Here is a 21683-nt window from a genome sequence, read left to right as displayed (position 1 = left end):
GCTGCTTATCGGACAAGAAAACCGCAATACAGCAGGTATTAAAAAAAACAGCGGATATCCTTCACGATATCCGCTGCTAGAGTCATTGCGACTTATTTCGTTTTTCTGCTTTTGTTCGTGTGTTTCTTACGAAAGAAGACGATCCCCGCTAGAGCAACAAGGCTCACTCCTGCAATCGAATAGCCTTGAGTGATGGCTGTACCAGTCTTTGGTAGCACCCGTTTGTCCTTTGCGGTCGCTTTGGTTTGTTTGTCAGTCTGCCCTTCATCCGTTGGTTTTTGTTGCCCTTTGTCAGAATCATCTTTCTCTGGCTGCTGATCGTTCTCCTCTGGTTCTTCTGCTTTTTCAACGACTTTGATCGTCGCTGTGGCGGTGACTGCTTCTAGTGAGCGAGTACCAAATAAACGTGCGAAAAAGTTAGGAGTTGCTGCTTCATCAGTGACGATTGAATAAGTGACTTGATAGGTGCCCGTTTTCTTCGTATCCACCGAACCGTCCACCAGCAGTTGCTCCAATGCGAGTGACTTACCGTCACGATCTGTAGCGGAGACAAAATTGTCGGCTGCTGTCCAGTTGTCACCGACATCAATCACGCTATCTTTCACAGTCACAGAGGTCTGGTCTGCCAACACGGTGATCGTGGCAGTTGCTTCGGCTTTGCCATTTCGATAAATGACTTGGTATTTTCCAGGCACATCAGTATTGACTGTACCGCTAATCAATACTTGATCATAATCGACTGCTTGTCCGCTTTTATCTGATGCCGAGACAAAATTATCGACGGCTTGCCATTTCTCTCCTTCATAGATTGTACTATCTTTTGCTACGACCGTTTCTTCGTGAGCAACCACAGTGATTGTCGCTGTGGCGCTGACTTTTCCATTCGTATAAGTGACATCGTATGTGCCTTCTTGACTGGTATCGACGGTACCAGTAACGATTACTCCTGATAATTCAACCGTTGCTCCCGCTTTGTCTGTGGCTGAGACAAAGTTGTCGGCAGCTTGCCATTCATCGCCGACGTATAGGGTACTGTCTTTGGCTTTGACACTCGTTTGATCTGCCAATACGGTGATCGTCGCTTTCGCCTCGGCTTTGCCATTGCGATAAATCACTTCATATTTCCCTGGTGTGGCGCTATCGACTGTGCCTACTGTTGTGATATCAGTCAGTTTTACTGCGTTACCGTCTTTATCTGTTGCCGATACAAAATTGTCGGCGGCTTGCCAGTCATCGCCTTCATAAATCGTACTATCTTTAGCAACTACCGTTTCTTGGTTGGCAACGACCGTAATCGTCGCCGTTGCTTTGACATGACCATTTTGGTAAACCACTGGGTACTCGCCTGCTTTGGAGGTATCGACTGAGCCACTAACGGTTACTCCTGATAATGGTAGGCTTGCTCCCGTTTTGTCTGTGGCTGAGACAAAGTTGTCGGCAGCTTCCCAATCGTCGCCGACATACAGAGTACTGTCTTTGGCTTTGACACTCGTTTGATCTGCCAATACGGTGATCGTCGCTTTCGCCTCGGCTTTGCCATTGCGATAAATCACTTCATATTTCCCTGGTGTGGCGCTATCGACTGTGCCTACTGTTGTGATATCAGTCAGTTTTACTGCGTTACCGTCTTTATCTGTTGCCGATACAAAATTGTCGGCGGCTTGCCAGTCATCGCCTTCATAAATCGTACTATCTTTAGCAACTACCGTTTCTTGGTTGGCAACGACCGTAATCGTCGCCGTTGCTTTGACATGACCATTTTGGTAAACCACTGGGTACTCGCCTGCTTTGGAGGTATCGACTGAGCCACTAACGGTTACTCCTGAAAATGGTAGGCTTGCTCCCGTTTTATCCGTTGCCGAAACAAAGTTGTCGATTGCTTGCCACTCGTCACCAACATATAAGTTACTGTCTTTGGCTTTGACACTCGTTTGATCAGCTAACACGGTGATCATGGCTTTCGCTTCAGCTTTGCCATTGCGATAAATCACTTCATATTTCCCTGGTGTGGCGCTGTCAACTGTCCCTACTGTTGTGATATCAGCCAGTTTTACTGCGTTGCCGTCTTTATCTGTTGCCGACACAAAGTTGTCGGCGGCTTGCCAGTCATCGCCTTCATAAATCGTACTGTCTTTAGCAACTACCGTTTCTTGGTTGGCAACGACCGTAATCGTCGCCGTTGCTTTGACATGACCATTTTGGTAAACCACTGGGTACTCGCCTGCTTTGGAGGTATCGACTGAGCCACTAACGGTTACTCCTGAAAATGGTAGGTTTGCTCCCGTTTTGTCTGTGGCTGAGACAAAGTTGTCGGCAGCTTCCCAATCGTAGCCGACATACAGAGTACTGTCTTTAGCTTTGACACTCGTTTGATCAGCTAACACGGTGATCGTGGCTTTCGCTTCAGCTTTGCCGTTGCGATAAATGACTTGGTATTCTCCTGGTACTTTCGTATCCACGTCACCACTGGTGGTGACTTCTGCCAAGCTTAACGGTTGTCCCTTCTTATCCGTTGCTGAAACAAAATTATCCGCAAGTTCCCATGAATCTCCAACATAAAGTGTACTATCCTTGGCAACGACTGTTTCTTGATTGGCAACCACGGTGATCGTCGCTGTTGCTTTTTGATTGCCGTTTTGATAAACCACTGGATATTGACCTTCTTTGGAAGTATCAACTGATCCACTAACGGTCACATTTGAAAATGGTACATTCGCTCCTGATTTGTCCGTGGCTGAAACAAAGTTGTCGATTGCTTGCCAGTCATCTCCGACATATAAGGTGCTATCTTTGGCTGTAACTGAAGTTTGATCAGCTAGAACAGTGATCGTCGCTTTCGCCTCAGCTTTGCCATTGCGATAAATGACTTGGTATTCTCCTGGTGTGTCCGTATCAACTTCGCCGTTGATAGTCACTTCTGCGATTGTCACTGCATTGCCGTCTTTATCCGTTGCCGATAGAAAATTATCAGCTGCTGTCCATGCATCGCCCACATATAACGTGCTGTCTTTGGCTGCTACCGTTTCTTGGTTGGCAACCACGGTGATCGTCGCTGTTTGACTAACACTGCCGTTGATGTATTTTACCTCATAGGTGCCAACGTTTGTCGTGTCGACCTCACCGTTGACGGTAATTTCCGAGAAGGTCATCGCATTGCCATGCTTGTCTGTTGCTGAAACAAAGTTGTCTTCAGCATGCCATTCATCTCCCACGTAGATCGTGCTATCCTTGGCGTCGATCGTCGACAAGTCTTCTTCTGGTGTGATGCCGACAGAAAGATGATTGCCCGTCCGGTTCACTTGCACCTCTTTACCAAGCTGAAGTTCCTGTGGTATGTCGTAACCTTCTGGGACGTAGGAAACATAAAGCGTATAGTTCCCCGTATAAATATCAGTTAATTGGTATTCTCCATTTTCATCCGTTACGACAGAAACGATATCTCCAGTCAATTGATTCCAAAGCGTTAAAGTAACCCCCGCAATCTTCTCAGTTGGTTCTTCGGTATTATAAACATCAAGCGTGGCATTGGTTTTGTAGATGATCCCGCTGGAATCGCCTGCCGAAAATTGCAGATTGGCCACCGTCGAGGTAGCCGTCCGTTTGGCTTCCGACAAGGTATCGATCGTATCAGAAACGATCGTGGCTGAGGCTGAGATTTGGCCGGCGTTTTGTGAAAGGACATTGTAACTGATTTCGATATTTTTCGTTAGAACATAGTTTGAAAAGACAAGCTGTACGTTCCCATCAACTTCTTTGACTTCATAGCTGTCATCTGGCACATTCGAAACAGCGATTGATCCTAAATCGATTTCGCCATTGGTGTTCCCTAACGATTTTAAAAGGATCGTTGGATTTGCTACTTTTTTCGAGCCATCATCGATATTTTTTGTCGTGACCTTGACCTGCGTCATGTTTTTCGTATTATTGACGGTATTTTGCGTAATGCCAATAATATCTGTCGCCGTATTGGATACTGAAACTGTGGCTGTGCCTTGTTGATTATTTGATAACGGTTCTTTTGCATAACCAGGTACATAAATCGTACTCATTTCCTGCCATCCATTGGCGTATTGATAGGAAATAATGTAGCGCCGATTGGTCGTCCCAAAATCAAAGGTATAATAGTTGGTTTCTTCATCATGGGTGATCGTTGGATAATTCGGATCGCTTTCCTTCATGGCTTGGTTATCATAATAACCGCGATCCCAATACTGTGGATAAATGCCACTGACTTGTTCATTGGAAACATCGATGATCGAAAACACGACATCGGTATTTTTCGGTACATGAGTTTCAACAGTCAAATCACTGATGGTATCTTGACGCGCGTTGACTAAAAACTGATTTTTACTACTTTGGAGCGTGCGTTCAGAATACAGTTTTCTTCCGGTATAGACGGAGGTATGAACCGTGTCAAGTCCCGTTGCGGAAATCGTGATTGGAATTGTATCGTTAGGAATCGATTTTGTCGGTGCTAAACTGTCTGGCACGTAATTGAAGCCAATATCAAATTGAACGGAATAGGTAATGGGCGACGTAAAGGTGACCATCGTTCCTCCTGCTACTTCTTCAATCGTATAATCTTTTCCTAATGTGTAGTAAAAACTGACTTTTGGTACCTTTCTCAAAGAAAGATACTCTGGGTGTTCAATAAACATTTGTAAATTTTCGATTGGTTGTGAGTTACTGCCTTCGATGTTGATGGAAGTATCACTCATGTAAGCACCATTTTGATCATAATTTCCCCAAGCCGTTTCAGCATTGTTGGGATTAAGAACACTGATTGGTTCGACATAGTTGTCTTCAACGATTTTGAATTCTCTATTGGCGATCAACGGTGTCGAGACATTAAGAATGATATCTTTCTGATCAAAGGGTACGGTTACGTTCGTGGAACCAAGAGTGAGATTGCTGTCTTTTGTAGCGGTCACAATCAGTTTGTCCCCGTTATTTTCGACAGAAAAATAATCCGCAAAAGTCACATTTTGATAGAAGGCATCTCTTGCTGTTAACTGTTTCGCCGTGATCGGCTGTCCGTTTTGACTCGAAAGGATGATTTGTTGACCAGCTTTCATCTCCGTCGGCATTTGATGAATTGATACATAGTAGTTTCCTTTAGAAAGGCCATTCATAAAACTGGCAGAAGCAACCCCCATATAATACCTAGAATCGACTTCTTTTTCATCTTTGCTGGTTTTTGCGATAAAGGAAAACCCTCTGTTTTGGGCAGTTGTTTGTTTTAGCTGTACCGAACCAAATCCGGTCGTTGGATACCCTTTTGAAAAAGAAGCAGTATAATCCGTCAGCTCGGTCAGGCTCATCGTAAATTGATAAGAAACCCCATAAGCCTTTTGTTTGTCCATCTGTTTGATTTCAACAGCAGTATTGTAAAGACTATTTGAGGTGATCATATAGTCCGTCCCTTCGACTAATGCTGTCTGTGTTTCTGGCTTGATCTTTCCTTTGATATCCACCTCATAGCTGAAAACTTTTAACGGTTGGGTCTCAATCTTTTTGAAGGAAGCTCCCGGCGTATCAACCAAATTCAGTGAAAGAGTTTCCGTTCCAGATAATGTCCGATCGGTATTGTAGTAGACCATTCCTTCCATCCCAAAGACATTTTTTTCTGACACATATTGAATCGGATCGACCTCTTCATACAAATCAATCGCATAGCTTGTCTGGTTTCGATCGCCGATCTCAATCGTTAGCTGAGGCTTATCTTCTGAATATAGATAACTAGTCAACTCGATCGAAAAAGAGGCATCATGAACCGATTGATTAAACGTGATCATCAGTTGATGAGCTGCACTATCTACAGCCCACGATGCATTGATCGCTTCATTGGTTCCTTGCACATCACTAAAGCCAAGGCCTTGCGGCAAGTCAAAAACAGCAGTGGTGCCAGCGAAATAATCTTTGTCATTGATTTCAAAATCCAATTTCAGTTTCACTGGACTATTGTTTAAGATTCGTGTTTCTTCCGTTCGGCTGAATTCTTCACCAGCAATGGTCAGCAGGGTGCCTTTTTCCAAAAGTTCTTGGTCATTGATGCGCGTGCTGACACGAGGTGTGTGTTGCTCTTCTTTGGTTTCTTTTGAATCGGATGTTGAAGAACTTTCTTGTCTCGCATGGCTAGAATCTTCCGTTCTATTTGAGGAAGCCGATGTGGTCGTTTCACTTGGTTCCGTGTTTTCTGAACCAGCTGATGATTCCTCTTTGTTCGCTTCGGAAGAATAATCTGTTTCAGCATCCTCAGCTGCTTGTGCTTCGTTTCCGTTAGCATCATTTGTCGATTCAGTCATCGTTTCTAGTAGTTGATCGGATTTGTCTAGCGTGTTGACGGTCTGTTCTTGTTCGGTTGTTTCCGCTATCGCCATGATCGGAGTGATCACTTGAGTGATTCCTAGTGCGGTAACAACGATCCCATGACGAATTCTTTTGCTTCTCTTATTCATTTTTTCCTCCAGTAAATGTATGTAGTTTTAACTGATTGCCTTACGGATTTTTTTCCCGACTTCTAACTCTTCTCCATTAAAAAAGCACAAAACATTGTTTGTTCGATCGATCATTTTGATTTGTCGCGCATTGATAATGTAGGATTTGAAGACGTTATAATACTCTGGCAGCTCTAATTGTTTGATCACCTTCAAGGAAGTTTCGAGGAATTCGATCGACTTTTTTTGGTGAAAAGCGACTCGGTTTCGCTCTCCTTTGATCGTTGTAATATAGTTGATTGCTTCTGCATCAACCACCATCAACTCTCTTTTACTGACGATTTTTAATAAGTGCTTTTTTCCGAGTAATGATCGTTTGACTTCGATCGCTTCCGTTAATAAATTTCTTAGCTGCATTGCCACCTCCTTTTCTTTTGTATCGATGATCCCTAAAGGACAGATAAGATTCAGCTTCTTGATTTCGATTTTGGAGGCATAGGCACCATAAAAAGCGATTTGACACTTTTTGCATTGTTCCCTCAAACTTCCTGCTAATTGAAAACTTCGATCAAATCCTTTCATTTCAATGGAAAATAAGAAGAGATCGTTCACATCTGTTAGGTATCCGTCAAGAAAAGAGGCTAATTCTTCAGGTGAAAGAATCTGCACTAAAGAATGCGGAACACGACTTTCCGTAATCATTTTCTTCATCAAATTCCCATTAAAAAAGTTGTCATCTACTATATAAACAGCGAAATTGCTCAAATTTGCAGACATCTTAATTCTCCTTTTTGCATCATTTCTAATTGTATTCTTAATCAAAAATGCCTGCTTGCACTTTCAAACGAATTAAAGAAACATTCATGCAAAAAAGGTAGTTTAAATTAAAAACAAAGTAAGAAAAGACGCTGTAATTGGTCTAAACCTATTATAGATAAAAAGACACGCTAAAGAGTTTTCTTAAAGCTTTTATAAGGGAGTAAGCGTAGCCAACAGAAAATTATTATGTTTTTTTAACAATATCTACGAAAGACTTTAAGGGAAGCGGAAACATTATTATTTAAAGTTTTATGATAATTTCATGTGAAAAAAACGATCAGAACCCAACATCACAAACGTTATTTATTTTCCACTGGATGCTTCTCTCCTTTCAACGATTGAAGAACAATTATTCATCAGTGATGACATGACCTCCTATTGGTGAATGTCAAAATTTCTTCTTCACTGTTCTCAACAAAACGTGCGGAACACGAAAAAACCATTTATTCTCAATGATAAATGGTTTTCTTTCCTGATTCTTTTTATGAGTGGTACTGCTTTTAGCTATTTGAAAACATTTCTTACTATAATAGTAGACTTTTCCTGCAACCACCGTTGATTTCCACTACCTGCTAATCATCACTTTTATTCAATGCTCGCTTCAGCTTACGATTATGCCAAATCAAATAGGCGATGATCAGACATAAAACACCACCGATCAATAAATAGAGAAGGATCGACGAAGAGGTTTCTTCAATACTGACATCTTGCTCGTTTCTTTCTTGCGCTTCTTGCCTTTCAACTTGGAAAGTGGGCTCTCCTTGCCATTGTTGATCAGCTGCTTTGAGGGTCGTTTTTATTTCATACTCTCCTGATTGCAGCTCGTTTCCATCTAATGGCAGTGCGTAATTCATTAACGCATTGGGCGCTAATTGGACCTCTTTTTCCCCTTTGATCGCTGTTGCTTGTCCATCATGAAACACTTCATAAGCAAGCGTGGCCTTACTAAGATAATTTGCCGCTGTATTTTCCACCGCTACGATGATGACATTGCGGCGATTGATTTCTTCCAGATGGGCTTCCTCAATCCGAACCGCTGGTGGGATGTCGGTCTCTTTGTTACGGAGCAACACCGCCACTTCTCTGGCTAGTAGGTTTTGGACATTTCCTTGAAATTCTTCACTGCCGGTTTGCTGGACGTATAGTCCCCCTGCCAAAATCCCATCAAAGGATTCAGATGGCATCTGGACTGTCAAGGTGATTTCTTTTTGCTCATTAGGGGCTAACGAAAGAGTTTCATCACTTAAAGTGACGAGTTCTTCGATCGCGTATGGAGCAGAAGGCGTTGCTTCCTCATTTGCCCCAGAATACTCAACGACGCCCGTCATATTCGTGACCGCTCGATTAAAGGATAGCTGTAGATTGATTGGTTGCTCGCTTTTATTGGAAACCATGACCGCTAGTTTTTCTTCTGCCTTGGGCTCCAGCAACAAATCATAGTACATCAGCTCTTTGTCTTGCTGTGACTCTGGCAATTTGATTTGAACATCGAAGGTATCAAGTGAATCTGCTGCCCCCGTACTGCTCGTACCAATGAAAAATAAGACCGTTAGAATACTTACTACCCAATACTGAAATCCTTTGCCTCGAACTTTCTTCTGATGCATCCTGTCAGATCCTTTCTACACAAAATAGGAAAGAAAAATCAGCTAGCATAAAAAGCAGCCGCTCAGGCAAGCTGCTTTTTTTCTGCTAACTGTTACGCAATGACTACTGCCCTATGGGGTCGTCGGCGCACTGCTGATCGTCCAAACGAGGGTCGTTTGGTAGGTTGCTGATTGTTTTTCCGTATTGGCTGGGATCGAAAGGGTAAATTGTTCTAAAGGCATCGACGTTTCACCAATCCCTTCGCCAGCATTGGCGGTCAAGAACGCATACTCATTGTTGATCGCCGCAAAATCAAGCTCGCCATTGGCAATATCACTGGTTCCTGTTGGCGGCGAACTCAAGTTATTGGTCAACGTCCCCGTATCTACCGTTAATACCGCACCGTCCAACGTGCTGTCTCCTGCCGTAAATTGGGTTGCTTGCCGTACTTTGATCGCCCAAGAAGAGTTCGCCTGTCCTCGGTTATCGCTGACCGCAACTGCCCCTCTTTGCAGCGTTGACCCATCCCCAGGTAGTCCAGTTCCATCCGTAGTAGCCACCCACGTTTCGGCATTTTCTGTTTGGATTTCATGGGCACCAAAATCTAAATTCGTTGGTAGCTGCGTATTGGGATCACTCCCGCCTTTATCCGGGTCAAACACGATGCCCCCAGAGGTATATTCTACGACACCGGTCGTGTCATCTGCTTGCACTGTCGCACCAATGCTAAGGGCAGTCAATACCCCCAATGCGCCTATTATCGTTTTCTTTGAAATCATTTTGCCATCCTCCTTTTTTTGATGCAAATGATCAATGTCAGACTAATGAAGAATCCGCCTATTACGGGCAGCCAAAAGTGATTGGTTTCTGCAAGCTGTGGCAGCGGTTCTTCTGCGTTAGTAACCGTTTCTTGACTGGTCGGTGGTTCAATTTCTTCATCAATGGAATCACTGCTAGCTGTTTCCGTTGGTCCTTCATAAAACTCAATGTTGCCGGTCGTCGTATTGGCTACTGCTGATGGAACGATACTGTAGAAACTGCCGATCATCAAAACCAGAAGCAGCACAAGGGAATTTTTTTTCATTCTGCTCTTCCTTTTCAAGGTGTATCGGAAACGGTCCACACGACTGTGGCGCGATACTGACCTTGAAATTTAGGTGTTTTCTCAGGTACAAATAAATTGAACTGGGAAAAATTAACAGTCAGTCCACCAGTCGATGCCGCATTTTCCAACGTCACCACATTTTTTTCGACATTTTGCTGCAGAGCAATCGTTGCATTATCAGGTAAAACCACTCGACCGTCTGTAAATGTCGAATTGACAGTTCCAAGCTGAACCCTTAATTCGGCAGCTGGCAATGTTCGCGTGCCATTGACCCAATTGGTGGATTGTCTGACCTTGACTTGCCATTTTTTCTGACGATTGCGGGTATCATTGATCCGTAAAATCCCAGTTGTAGCTGCTGCGCTTTGGTCGCCGTTGGCGGTTGCCCGCCATGTCTCACTCTTTTTCGTTTGAATGGCATGTCGGCCAAAATTCAGCTGAGTCGGCAGATTCGTCCGATCCATCGTCAGTGCTTCGACCATGAAATAAATCATGGTTTGGCGACTGCTGATATTTAGCGCACTAAAGTTCAAGAGATTGATGTCCGTCGGCTTTGCCTTCAACACAGAAGCCGAAAAATTGGCGGTCCAATTTGCGGTCAACTGTCCTGGACCCGAAAGTAGCGTAGGAATTTGAACATCCGTTGCTCCTAAAACGGCTGCATCCGCCATTTGTTCTTGGACGGTTGCCAAATTATTTAACGCTGACGTTACAGTGTTAAGCAGGGTATTCAGCAACCCTTGCAGCAATGCACGAACGACACCACCAATATCGATGCCGATCACTCGAATCTGGGTATTTTGAATTGCCGTGCTTAAATTCCGTAAAATTTGCGGGACATTGGTTCCTAAAACGACACCGAGGTTCGAACTCATATTGGCATACAACGCTTCTCTTTGGGTGGTGAACTGCAACGGACTGCTTATTTCTACATTTCCTAAATTACCAACGGTTTTTAGCAAGGAAATTTGCTGATTGACAGCCGTTAAATCGATTTGCACGATCCCGAGATTGAGATTTAAGGAGCTGGTCAAGGAATCAAGCGCTGTTAAAATCGCATTCAAAAGCGGGACATTGGCAATATTGACTGTGGTCGACGTTTTGATAGCTGCTGATCCATTGGCACTGATGCTAGCTCTCAACTCTGTGGGGATCGCCAATAAAGCAAATTTATCCTCACCGTTGACGTTGACAGAAGCATTCAAGCCCCCGTTCCCTTTGATCGAAAAAGTCACTGGTCGATTTGTCACACTGCCTGGCCAAGGGGCACTTGCTGAAGTACCACTTGTATTGGCACTCGTCAAATTGCTTAAAATTTCCACATCTAATACGTTCACAGCCGCCTCGGCTTCTTTGGTCGTTGTTAATAGATACAAATTGACGAAACTGATGCTGGTCAACAAGAAAATCAACTGAGTGATCGTCCATTTGTAAAAACGTTTTTCCCTCCTTCTGCTTTCCATACCATTTCTAACCCTTTCTTTACGAAACGATGATCAATGCTTCAACGTTTTGATTCACTAGAGATACCAGCGGAGGATGTCCACTCCGCTGGTAAAGTCATGCTATTTTTGCTGGTCTTTTTTCTTTCTTGCTTTGAAGAACAAGCCGATTCCTCCGACAACGAAGACTGCTGCTCCAATCACTGAAGCATACCAAGTTCCTTCTGATCCCGTTTTCGGTAAGAATTTACTTCCCCACCAGCTTTGGTTGTTATTGTTGCTGTTCCAATTATTGTTTCCCCAATTGCCCCAGTTGCCCCAAGCGCCATTGCTTCCGTCGGTACCATTCGTACCATCAGAACCATTGGTGCCATCCGTGCCATCGGTTCCGTCCGTACCGTCAGTACCATCTGAACCATCCGTGCCATTGTCACCCGTTGGTACCACGATTGGTGTAGCTGCACTGCGGTATTCTCTGCCACCTGCTGTAACGATCGCCACAACGTTAAGGGTTTCTTCTGGTGAAACATCCTCTGGATCTAATGTGATGCTAAATGCACCATTTCCATTGGTCGTTCCTGTTCCGACAACGTCACCCGCTTCATTCAAGATTTCAATCGTCGCATTGGCTGGTCCATTCCCGAAGACTGGATAGCCATCGGTAGGATTGCCAGTGATCGTAGCAACCGGTGCATCAACCGTCAAAGCATCGACTACGGTCGTCGTCGGATCACTTAAGGTTTCGCCATCTGCTAAAGCAAGAACCGTAACGGTTTCACCTTCCGTCGCTTCCGCGGATAGCTCAACACGCCAGTCGCCATTTTGATCGGCGATCGTTGTGATTGGTCCTTCAGCCGCGAAGATGGTCAGGAATCTACTTGTTAACGGATCGCTGATGGTAACGGTGATCGTAGCACCTGGCTCACTCGTTCCGCTGATCGTTGTATCACCAGCCGTAACTGGGTCAATGGTTGGTGTATCTGTCTTGATGCTTTCATCATCGACAGGTACGACGATTGGCGTCGCATTACTGCGGTAGTCATCCCCACCAGCAGTGACGATCGCCACAACCGATAAGTTTTCTTCTGGTGCGACATCCTCACTAGTCAATGTGATCGTGTAGTCACCATTTTCATCGGTAGTGCCTGTTCCAACGACATCCCCCGCTTCATTCAAAATTTCAATCGCTGCATTGGCAGGCCCGTTCCCAGTTACTGGATAGCCTTCTTGGGAATTCCCAGTAATGGACGCTGAAGGTGCGTTGACCGTGATGCCATTAACAACGGTCGTTGCTGGTTCACTGGCGGTTTCTCCTTCGCTTTGCGCCACTGCTGTTACGATTTCATCTCGAGAAACTTCCGCAACGTCCACTGACCAATTTCCTGCTTCATCTGCTTCGGTTTCAACCGCTTCTTCTCCTGTTACCGTCACGGTGACCATCGCTCCCGCTACAGCAGTACCGGTAATGGTCGTGTCACCAGCTGTGACTGGTTCGATGATTGGTGTAGCGGTTTGATCGATCGTATTCTCAACGGGCACTACGATTCGTGTCGCATTACTCCGATAGTCTTTGCCACCAGCGGTGATGATCGCAACGACATTCAATGATTCTTCAGGAGAAACAGCTTCACCAGAAAGCGTGATCGTGTAGTTGCCATTTTCATCGGTAGTGCCTGATCCAACGACGTCTCCCGCTTCATTCAAGATTTCAATCGCTGCATTTGGTGCTGCCATCCCCGTCACTGGGTAACCATCCTCTGGATTGCCAGTGATGGACGCGGTCGGTGCTGAAACCGTGATGCCATCCACACTCACTGTGATTGGTGCACTAGGATCTTTTTCAGGTGATTGTGCCACAACAGTGACGGTATCACCCTCCTCAACTTCAGGTACCTCAACTGTCCAATTGCCCTCTTCGTCCGTTTCGGTCGTGATCGGTTCATTTTCACCAATCGTTACCGTCACCGTTGAACCTGGTTCGGCAGTCCCGCTGATCGTCGTATCGCCAGCTTTGACTGGATCGATCGTTGGTGTTGCAGTTTGTTGCTCTTCTTGATCCAAAGGTACCACGATCGGTGTCGCGTTACTGCGGTATTCCTTGCCGCCAGCTGTCAGAACTGCAACGACGGTTAAGCTTTCCGCTGGTGCAACAGCTGTTGGTTCAAGAGTGATACTGTAGTTTCCTTCTGCGTCTGCAGTTCCTGAACCGACGATTTGTCCATCGCTATTCAAGATTTGTACGGTGGCATTGGCTGGTGCCGTTCCAGTTACTGGATAGCCGTCCGTGCTATTGCCTGTGATCGTTGCACTAGGAGCAGTGACCGTCAACGCACCAACACCAACTGTGACTGGAGCGCTTGGCTCTTTGTCAGGTGATTGTGCCACAACAGTGACTGCATCGCCTTCAGAAACTTCTGGTACTTCTGCCGTCCAATTGCCTTCGTCATCCGTTTCAGCCGTGATTGGTTCAGCATCTGGTACGGTGATCGTCACGGTTGAACCTGGTTCAGCCGTTCCGCTGATGCTGATATCCCCCGCCGTGATTGGATCGATCGTTGGTGCTGCTGTCTGATCCACTACCGTATCTGCTGGTACGATGACCGCTGTTGGATTACTGCGGTACTCTTTCCCACCAGCTGTAACGATGGCAACGACGTTTAAGGTTTCTTCTGGGTCGACAGTTTCAGTAGTTAAGGCCACTGTATAGTTGCCGTCTCCATCAGCAGTGCCTCTTCCAACGACTTCATTGGCTGCGTTCAAGATCTCGATCGCTGCATTGGCTGGTGCTGTACCAGTCACTGGGTAGCCATCCGTGCTGTTGCCGCTGATGGAAGCTGTTGGTGCTGCGACAGTCACTCCTTCAACGATGACAGTGATTGGATCACTTGGGTCTTTGCCGTCACTGTCTGCGACGACTGTGATGGTATCCCCTTCAGACAATTCAGGCACATCGACACTCCAGTTGCCTTCGTCATCTGTTTCGGCGGTTTCTTCTGTGCCATCCGGTAGTGTTACAGTTACAGTTGAGCCTGGTTCGGCCGTTCCGCTAACTGTTTCATCGCCTGCTTTGATTGGATCAACCGTTGGTGCCGTTGTTTGGTTTTCACCCGGTTCAGCTGGCACCATGATCGGCGTCGCTGGACTGCGATAATCCTTGCCACCAGCTGTGACCACCGCAACCACCGTCAAGTTTTCTTCAGGAGAGACGTCTTCACTGGTCAAATCGATCGTGTAAAGCCCTGCATCATCGGTCGTACCCGTTTCAACTATCTCGCCAGCTTCATTCAAGATTTCGATGGTCGCATTCGCTGGTCCTGTTCCAGTCACTGGATAGCCATCGGCTGCATTGCCGCTGATGGACGCACTAGGCGCCGACACCGTTAATGCCCCGACCGTGATCGTTGCTGGTGTACTTGGTGTTTCATTTTCTATTTCTGCCACTGCCGTAACAGTCGTTCCTTCGGAAAGCGCTGGTACCTCAGCTTGCCAATTGCCCTCATCGTCAACTTCAGCGGTGATTGGGTCTTCCTCACCGACCGTCACACTGACTGTTGCTCCTGGTTCGGCTGTTCCGCTGATTTCTGTTGCGCCAGCCACTGCTGGATTGATCGTTGGTGTCGCCGTTTGATCCGCTGGCACCACGACAGCCGTTGGTTGACTACGGAAGTCATCCCCACCTGCTGAAACGATGGCAACGACACGGACCGTTTCCCCTGCTGATACATCTTCACTGGTCAAGGTAACGGTGTAAACGCCATTCTCATTGGCTGTCCCTGTGCCAATCACTTGATCATCAGCATTTAAGATTTGGATTGCCGCATTGGCTGGTGCTGTACCAGTTACAGGATAACCATCTTCACTATTGCCAGAAATCATTGCCGTCGGTGCTGCCACGATCAGCCCTTGCACCGTCACTGTAACTGGTAAACTTTCTGTTTTGCCGTCTGCCAAGGCAGTAACGGTCAAGACATCATCTAGAGAAACCGTCGGCACAGTTGCCGTCCACTCACCTTCGTCATTTGCTGTTGCAGTGTAAGTATTGCCGCTTGGCAGTTCAACGGTTACCTCTGCTCCTGGTTCAGCCGTTCCGCTAACGGTTGTATCCCCAGCAACCACGGGTGCGACAGTCGGTGCTGCTGTTTGGTCTTCTGCGTTATCTTCTGGCACCACGATAGTAGTTGCTGGACTGCGGTATTCTTGTCCGCCAGCTGTTACCATTGCCACCACTCGCAAGGTTTCTGCTGGAGAAACACCTTCTGTCAAGGTGATCGTATACTCACCGTCTCCATTGGCAGTCCCACTGCCCACCACTTCACCCGCATCATTTAAGATCTCAATGGCTGCGTTGGCTGGTGCTGTCCCTGTAACTGGATAGCCGTCAGTACTGTTGCCAGTGATCGTTGCCGTTGGTGCTGCCACGTTCAAGGCACCGACACCGACACTGATTGGTTCACTTGGGTCTTTGCCTTCAGCTTCCGCAACCACTGTGACCATGTCGCCTTCTGAAAGCTCTGGTACGGTGACTGTCCAATTGCCTTCCTCATCCGTTTCGGCAGTCACTGGATCTTCTCCAGGAATCGTTACCGTCACCGTTGAACCAGGTTCGGCCGTTCCTCCGACGGATGTATCCCCTGCTTGCACTGGATCGATCGTTGGTGCGGTCGTTTGATCTGCTGGTACCACGATGGAAAGCGGCGCACTGCGGTATTCATCGCCGCCAGCGGTTACCACTGCCACCACCTGAAGTGGTTCTGAAGGATCAACATCACTACTGCTCAAGGTGATGCTGTAGGCACCCTCCTCATTTGCTTCGCCACTGCCGACAACCTCATCGGCTGCATTTAAAATCTCAATCGCTGCATTCGGCGTTGCCGTTCCTGTAACTGGATACCCATCGGTACTATTGCCGCTGATCGCTGCTGTCGGTGTCGCCACACTACGTGGATTTACGACGACCGTTGCTGCGTCACTTGGCGTTTCCCCATCAAGGGTCGCTACCACGGAAACTATTTCTCCTTGAGAAACCTCGGGCACCGTTGCCGTCCAATTGCCTTCGTCATCTGCTTCGGCAGTGACTGGCTCTGCGTCACCAATCGTTACCGAAACTGTCGCACCAGGTTCAGCCGTTCCGCTGATCGTGGTGTCGCCGGCTGTCACCGATTCAATGGTTGGGACTGCGGTTTGATCCAATGGTACTGTGATTGGGGCAGCCGCACTGCGGTAGGCTTGACCACCGGCTGTGACTACCGCCACCACCCGTAAGGTTTCAGCTGGAGACGCATCATCACTCGTCAACGTGATCGTGTATTGGCCTTCGTCATTGGCAGTGCCAGTACCTACCACCTCGTCATCGGCATTCAAGATTTCGATGGCTGCATTGGCTGGTGCCGTTCCCGTTACTGGGTACCCATCGGTACTATTGCCACTGATCGTCGCGGTTGGCGTAGCGATCGTCAACCCATTGACCCCAACACTGATTGGTGCACTTGGGTCTTTGTCTGGTGCTTGTGCGACCACTGTGACGGTTTCTCCTTCAGAAACTTCAGGAACTTCAACCGTCCAGTTGCCCTCGTCATCGGCTTCACCAGTCACAGGTTCTTCACCTGGGATCGTTACCGTCACCGTAGCGCCTGGTTCGGCAGTCCCACTGATCGTCGTGTCCCCTGCATTGATTGGGTCGATGGTTGGTAATGCTGTTTGTTCAAGCTCATCTGCTGGGACCGTCACTGGTGTGGCAGGACTGCGGTACTCATCCCCGCCAGCTGTTACGATCGCAACGACAGACAAGGTTTCTTCTGGTGCTGCATCGGCTGGTGCGATGGTTACCGTATAGTTTCCATCCCCATCGGCTGTGCCAGTACCAATCACATCGCCTGCTTCATTCAGTACTTCGATCGCTGCATTCGCTGGTGCAGTCCCCGTGATTGGATAGCCATCGGTACTATTGCCGCTGATGATCGCTGTTGGTGCTGCCACCGTCACTCCATTGACTCCAACGCTGATTGGTGCACTTGGCTCTTTGCCTTCAGCTTCCGCAACGACTGTGACTGTATCGCCACCAGAAACTGCTGGCACTTCTGCAAGCCAGTTTCCCTCGTCATCCGTTTCAGCCGTTACTGGTTCTTGATCGGTGATCGTCACAGTAACCGTCGACCCTGGTTCTGCCGTTCCGCTAATCGTGGTATCACCTGCTGTGACCGGATCGATCGTTGGTGTCCCTGTTTGTTCAATGTCTGCTGGTACGGTGATTGGTGTGGCATTACTGCGGTAGTCTTGACCGCCTGCTGTCACAACTGCCACCACCTGCAAGGCTTCTTCTGGCGCCACATCGGCTGGATCTAAGGTCACGGTATAAGCACCCGTGTCATCCGCCGTCGTGCTACCAACAACATCGCCTGCTTCATTCAAAATCTCAATTGCCGCATTCGGTGTCGTTGTTCCGCTGACTGGATAGCCATCCGTGCTATTGCCTGTGATGGAAGCGCTCGGTGCACTGACCGTAACACCATCAACGGTCACGGTAATCGGTGCACTTGGATCTTTGCCTTCGGCTTCGGCAACGACTGTTACCGTATCGCCTTCTGATAGTTCAGGAACCGTCGCTTCCCAGTTGCCTTCGTCATCGGCTTCTGCCGTGATCGGATCGCCTTCAGGAAGCGTGATCGTCACTGTTGCCCCTGGTTCAGCCGTTCCGCTAACAGTCGTATCCCCAGCTGTTACTGGGTCGATCGTTGGTGTTTCCGTCAAGTTTTCTACATCATCTGCAGGAACTACAAGTGGTGTACCTGTACTGCGATAGTCTTCACCACCAGCCGTCACGATCGCTTCCACCCGCAAGTTGTCGCCAGCTGCCACCTCTTGAGGATCAAGGGTGATCGTGAAGTTGCCATCGTCATCGGCTGTTCCACTACCAACGACATCGCCTGCTTCATTCAAAATTTCAATCGCTGCATTGGCAGTCGCTGTTCCCGTTACTGGATACCCATCTGTGCTATTTCCAGTGATCGTAGCTGTTGGCGCCGCCACAGTCAAACCGCTTACACTCACGGTGATTGGGGCACTTGGATCTTTGCCTTCAGACTCAGCTACGACCGTCACGGAATCGCCTTCTGACAATTCAGGAACCGTTGCTTCCCAGTTGCCTTCATCATCGGCTTCAGCCGTGATTGGATCGCCTTCAGGAAGCGTGATCGTTACCGTTGCCCCCGGTTCGGCTGTCCCACTAACGGTCGTATCTCCAGCACTGACTGGATCGATCGTTGGTGTTTCCGTCTGCAGGATATCTGCAGGCACCACAACAGGTGTCGGGTTGCTTCGATAGGTTTCGCCGCCAGCGGTCACAACTGCCGTCACATTCAAGGTTTCTTCCGCGGCAACATCTGCTGGATCTAACGTCACCGTATAAACGCCATTCTCATTGGCAGTACCTGTTCCGACAATTTCGCCATCCGCATTGGTGATCTCAATGGCCGCATTTGGTGCAGCTGTTCCAGTCACTGGATAGCCCTCTTGACTATTTCCTGTGATCGAAGCCGTTGGGGCATTGACCGTCAAGGCGGACACGGTGGTACTTGCTGGCTGACTTGGTGTTTGTCCTTCTAGTTCGGCGACAGCTGAAACCGTATCGCCCTCTGACACTTCGTCCACGTCAACACGCCAATTGCCCTCTTCATCGGCTTCCGTCACGATCGGATCTGCACCGTTGACGGTCACAGTAATCGAGGCACCAGGCTCAGCCGTTCCGCTGACGCTTGTATCCCCGGCAGTCACTGGTTGGATCGTTGGTGTTCCCGTTTGTTGCTCGGCATCGTCTGCTGGAACGACGATTGGCGTATTGCCACTGCGGTACGTTTGACCGCCAGCAGTAACGATTGCAGCAACATTCAAGTTTTCATTTTCTGCTACATCTGCTGGGTTCAACGTGATACTGTAGTTGCCGTTCTCATTTGCCGTCCCAGTGCCAACGACTTCACCCTCGGCATTGGTGATTTCAATGGCTGCATTTGCTGCGGCTGTCCCCGTCACAGGATATCCATCGGTGCTGTTTCCTGTAATCGAAGCCGTTGGGGCATTGACCACTGGTGCTGCTACCGTTGCCGTCGCAGGTTCACTCGCTGATTCCCCATCCGCTTCCGCTACTGCTGTGACTGTATCACCTTCTACCAATTCAGGGACATCGGTCGTCCAATTGCCGTCACCATCTGCGGTTGTGGTAATAGGTGCACCGCCGTTGATCGCCAATGTTATGACTGCGCCTGGCTCAGCTGTTCCGCTGATCGTCGTTTCCCCTGCTGTCAATGGATTGATCGTTGGTGTATCGGTTTGATCTTCTGGTGTGTCTGGTGCAAACCAAATCGAGTTATTGCCGTCAGCATCCGTAAATAAATCAATGGTGATGAGGTCAAGCTGAGACATCGTTGCTTCGAAGCGAGCTTCGTAAGGAGTGGAAGGATTCGCCACCCCATTTTCAACCAATTGCGCATAGGTCGGACTGGTAACATTCGTTGGAATCACCACGTTGGTTTGACCTAAAACAGAAGCAGAAGCAACCTGATCTGCTAGATTGGTCGTAGCATTCAAGACATTTTGAGCAGTTTCAACCGTGCCATTTAAAGTCGCTTTGGCGGTATTGACCGTCGTTTGTACCAGTGTATTGATCCCGCTGATCAAGGTACCAATTCCTGGGATGCCGCTGGCACCATCTAGAATACTGACTTGGATCTGTGCCGCTTGTAAATTATCAAGAATTTGATTGATGCGCTGATTGACAACGATAAATAAACCATCATCCACATTGGCAATCAGGGCACGTTCGTTTTCGGTTAATCCAGCTGGAACTTCAAAATTCGCTTGGCCAAATTGTCCAAGTTGATTTAATAAGTCTAACTGGGTCGTAATTTCAGCTAAGTTGACGGAGATCACTTCGCTAACATCCACGATTGAAGCCGCCGTATACAACGGATTCGGCAAGCCACCAATGACTGTTGGCGGAATATCCAATGCGTCAGCTAAATTTTGATTGACGATCCCATCCACCGTGCTGATCAAGGTATCGACTGCTGGTGTGACTGTTCCGATCAATGTTTGCAAGGCTGGGAAATTCCCCAGTTGTAGTGTCACATTGGTCGAAATTGATGCATTTCCTGCCGGTTGAACCAAACCAGTAAGTCCTTGAGGAACCCCAACCACCGCGACTTTATCCCCGTTCAAGACATCAACCGTTACTGCATTTGATCCAGAAATCGAGAAATTGACTTGGTTCGTTGCCCCAGGCGTTGCATAAGGTGCAGACGCACTCGTGCCTGAGTTATTAGACGCTGTGATATCTGAGAAAAGTTCAGCTGAAACCAAAGCAGCTTCAACCGTCGTTGGTGCCCATAACAAACTTGCTGGCACGACCACCGTACTCGTCAACAACATCCCACTGACAGTTAAATTCGCAATAATGTTTTTCTTTGTTCGAACGCGTGTGTTTTTCTTTGAATCCATGAGCTTTTTGTAATTAATGCCTTTCATTCATTCTCCTCCTGTTCGAAAAAATTTAACCGACAAAAGATAAAACTGATGATCTCTGGAATGATTCCTGCCCCCTTTTAAACCAGATGAAAATCTATTTCAACCCAACACCCAAAGGCATAGAGAGAAAACAAAAGTTACCGATCGCAAAGCGAAGATTTTTCCGCATGCTTTCTGAAAAACCCAGTGATTTTTGTTCAAATCGTTTCACAGCATTTTAGAACGCACTTGTGAAACTCAAAAATTAAATAACTAAACAAACACACTGTGTACCAAAATTCTAGCAAATTTATTTCTTTCCAACAAATTATAAACACGATAAATAATTAAAAAAACACTGAAATTAACGTTACAAAACATAAAATATTTATTTTATAAACAAGCACAGATTATTTATATTTATCTTATAAACAGGTGCATAACGATAAAAATTTATCATTTTTTATCAAAAAAAGCACCTTACTCCTTATAATTAATCAATACAATGAATACGATTACATTTGTTTCTTTATACTCAAGAAGAGAGAAAAACGATGATGTTGTTTTTTCTTGTCTTCAACCCCGTTTTTTACCTACGAAAATAAAAAAACAAAAATAATTCAGGCGTTTTTCACGATATTGTCTAAAATAACTCTTACCGACGAAAAAAATGGGCTCGAAAAGCTCCCAGAACGTTCTGTGAAAAAAGGAATGAAAATCTCCTATTAAAATCGAGCGTGAGCAATCATGAAATGAAATTTCTTCAATCGCCATTTACTTTTTTCTTTCAGGGAAATT

General features: G+C 46.9%; 7 protein-coding genes. All 7 read right to left on the bottom strand.

Annotated features, from left to right (window positions below; genetic code table 11):
* Window positions 1-92: 92 nt before the first annotated feature.
* The 7 genes from IGI77_RS06415 to IGI77_RS06385 all read right to left on the bottom strand — a co-directional run bounded on the left by IGI77_RS06415 (window position 93) and on the right by IGI77_RS06385 (window position 20906).
* The gene (locus IGI77_RS06415; protein ID WP_438769732.1) at window positions 93-6458 is read right to left on the bottom strand and encodes a bacterial Ig-like domain-containing protein; all 6366 of its coding nucleotides are present in this window, start codon (window positions 6456-6458) and stop codon (window positions 93-95) included.
* Between the two features lie 27 nt (window positions 6459-6485).
* On the bottom strand, window positions 6486-7214 hold the full coding sequence (locus IGI77_RS06410) for a LytTR family transcriptional regulator DNA-binding domain-containing protein (protein WP_438769731.1): 729 nt from the start codon (window positions 7212-7214) through the stop codon (window positions 6486-6488).
* A gap of 614 nt (window positions 7215-7828) precedes the next feature.
* Window positions 7829-8863 (bottom strand): DUF916 and DUF3324 domain-containing protein, encoded by a 1035-nt coding sequence (locus tag IGI77_RS06405; protein WP_438769730.1) that lies wholly within the window; start codon window positions 8861-8863, stop codon window positions 7829-7831.
* A gap of 111 nt (window positions 8864-8974) precedes the next feature.
* Complete coding sequence (locus IGI77_RS06400) at window positions 8975-9622, bottom strand: WxL domain-containing protein (RefSeq protein ID WP_074535099.1); 648 nt, start codon at window positions 9620-9622, stop codon at window positions 8975-8977.
* Window positions 9619-9927: a hypothetical protein gene (locus IGI77_RS06395; RefSeq protein WP_201705886.1), complete on the bottom strand. Its 309-nt coding sequence runs from the start codon at window positions 9925-9927 to the stop codon at window positions 9619-9621. The genes IGI77_RS06400 and IGI77_RS06395 overlap by 4 nt, the downstream gene beginning before the upstream one ends.
* Before the next feature lie 14 nt (window positions 9928-9941).
* Complete coding sequence (locus IGI77_RS06390; protein ID WP_438769729.1) at window positions 9942-11411, bottom strand: adhesive domain-containing protein; 1470 nt, start codon at window positions 11409-11411, stop codon at window positions 9942-9944.
* 102 nt (window positions 11412-11513) lie between these two features.
* Complete coding sequence (locus IGI77_RS06385; RefSeq protein ID WP_438769727.1) at window positions 11514-20906, bottom strand: Ig-like domain-containing protein; 9393 nt, start codon at window positions 20904-20906, stop codon at window positions 11514-11516.
* Window positions 20907-21683: the final 777 nt, after the last annotated feature.

The sequence above is a fragment of the Enterococcus sp. DIV0213h genome, assembly GCF_051711285.1.
In the GTDB taxonomy this organism is placed as follows: domain Bacteria; phylum Bacillota; class Bacilli; order Lactobacillales; family Enterococcaceae; genus Enterococcus_D; species Enterococcus_D casseliflavus.
The sequence above is the reverse complement of the archived record's forward strand: the minus strand, read 5'-3'. Positions and strand labels throughout refer to the sequence as shown.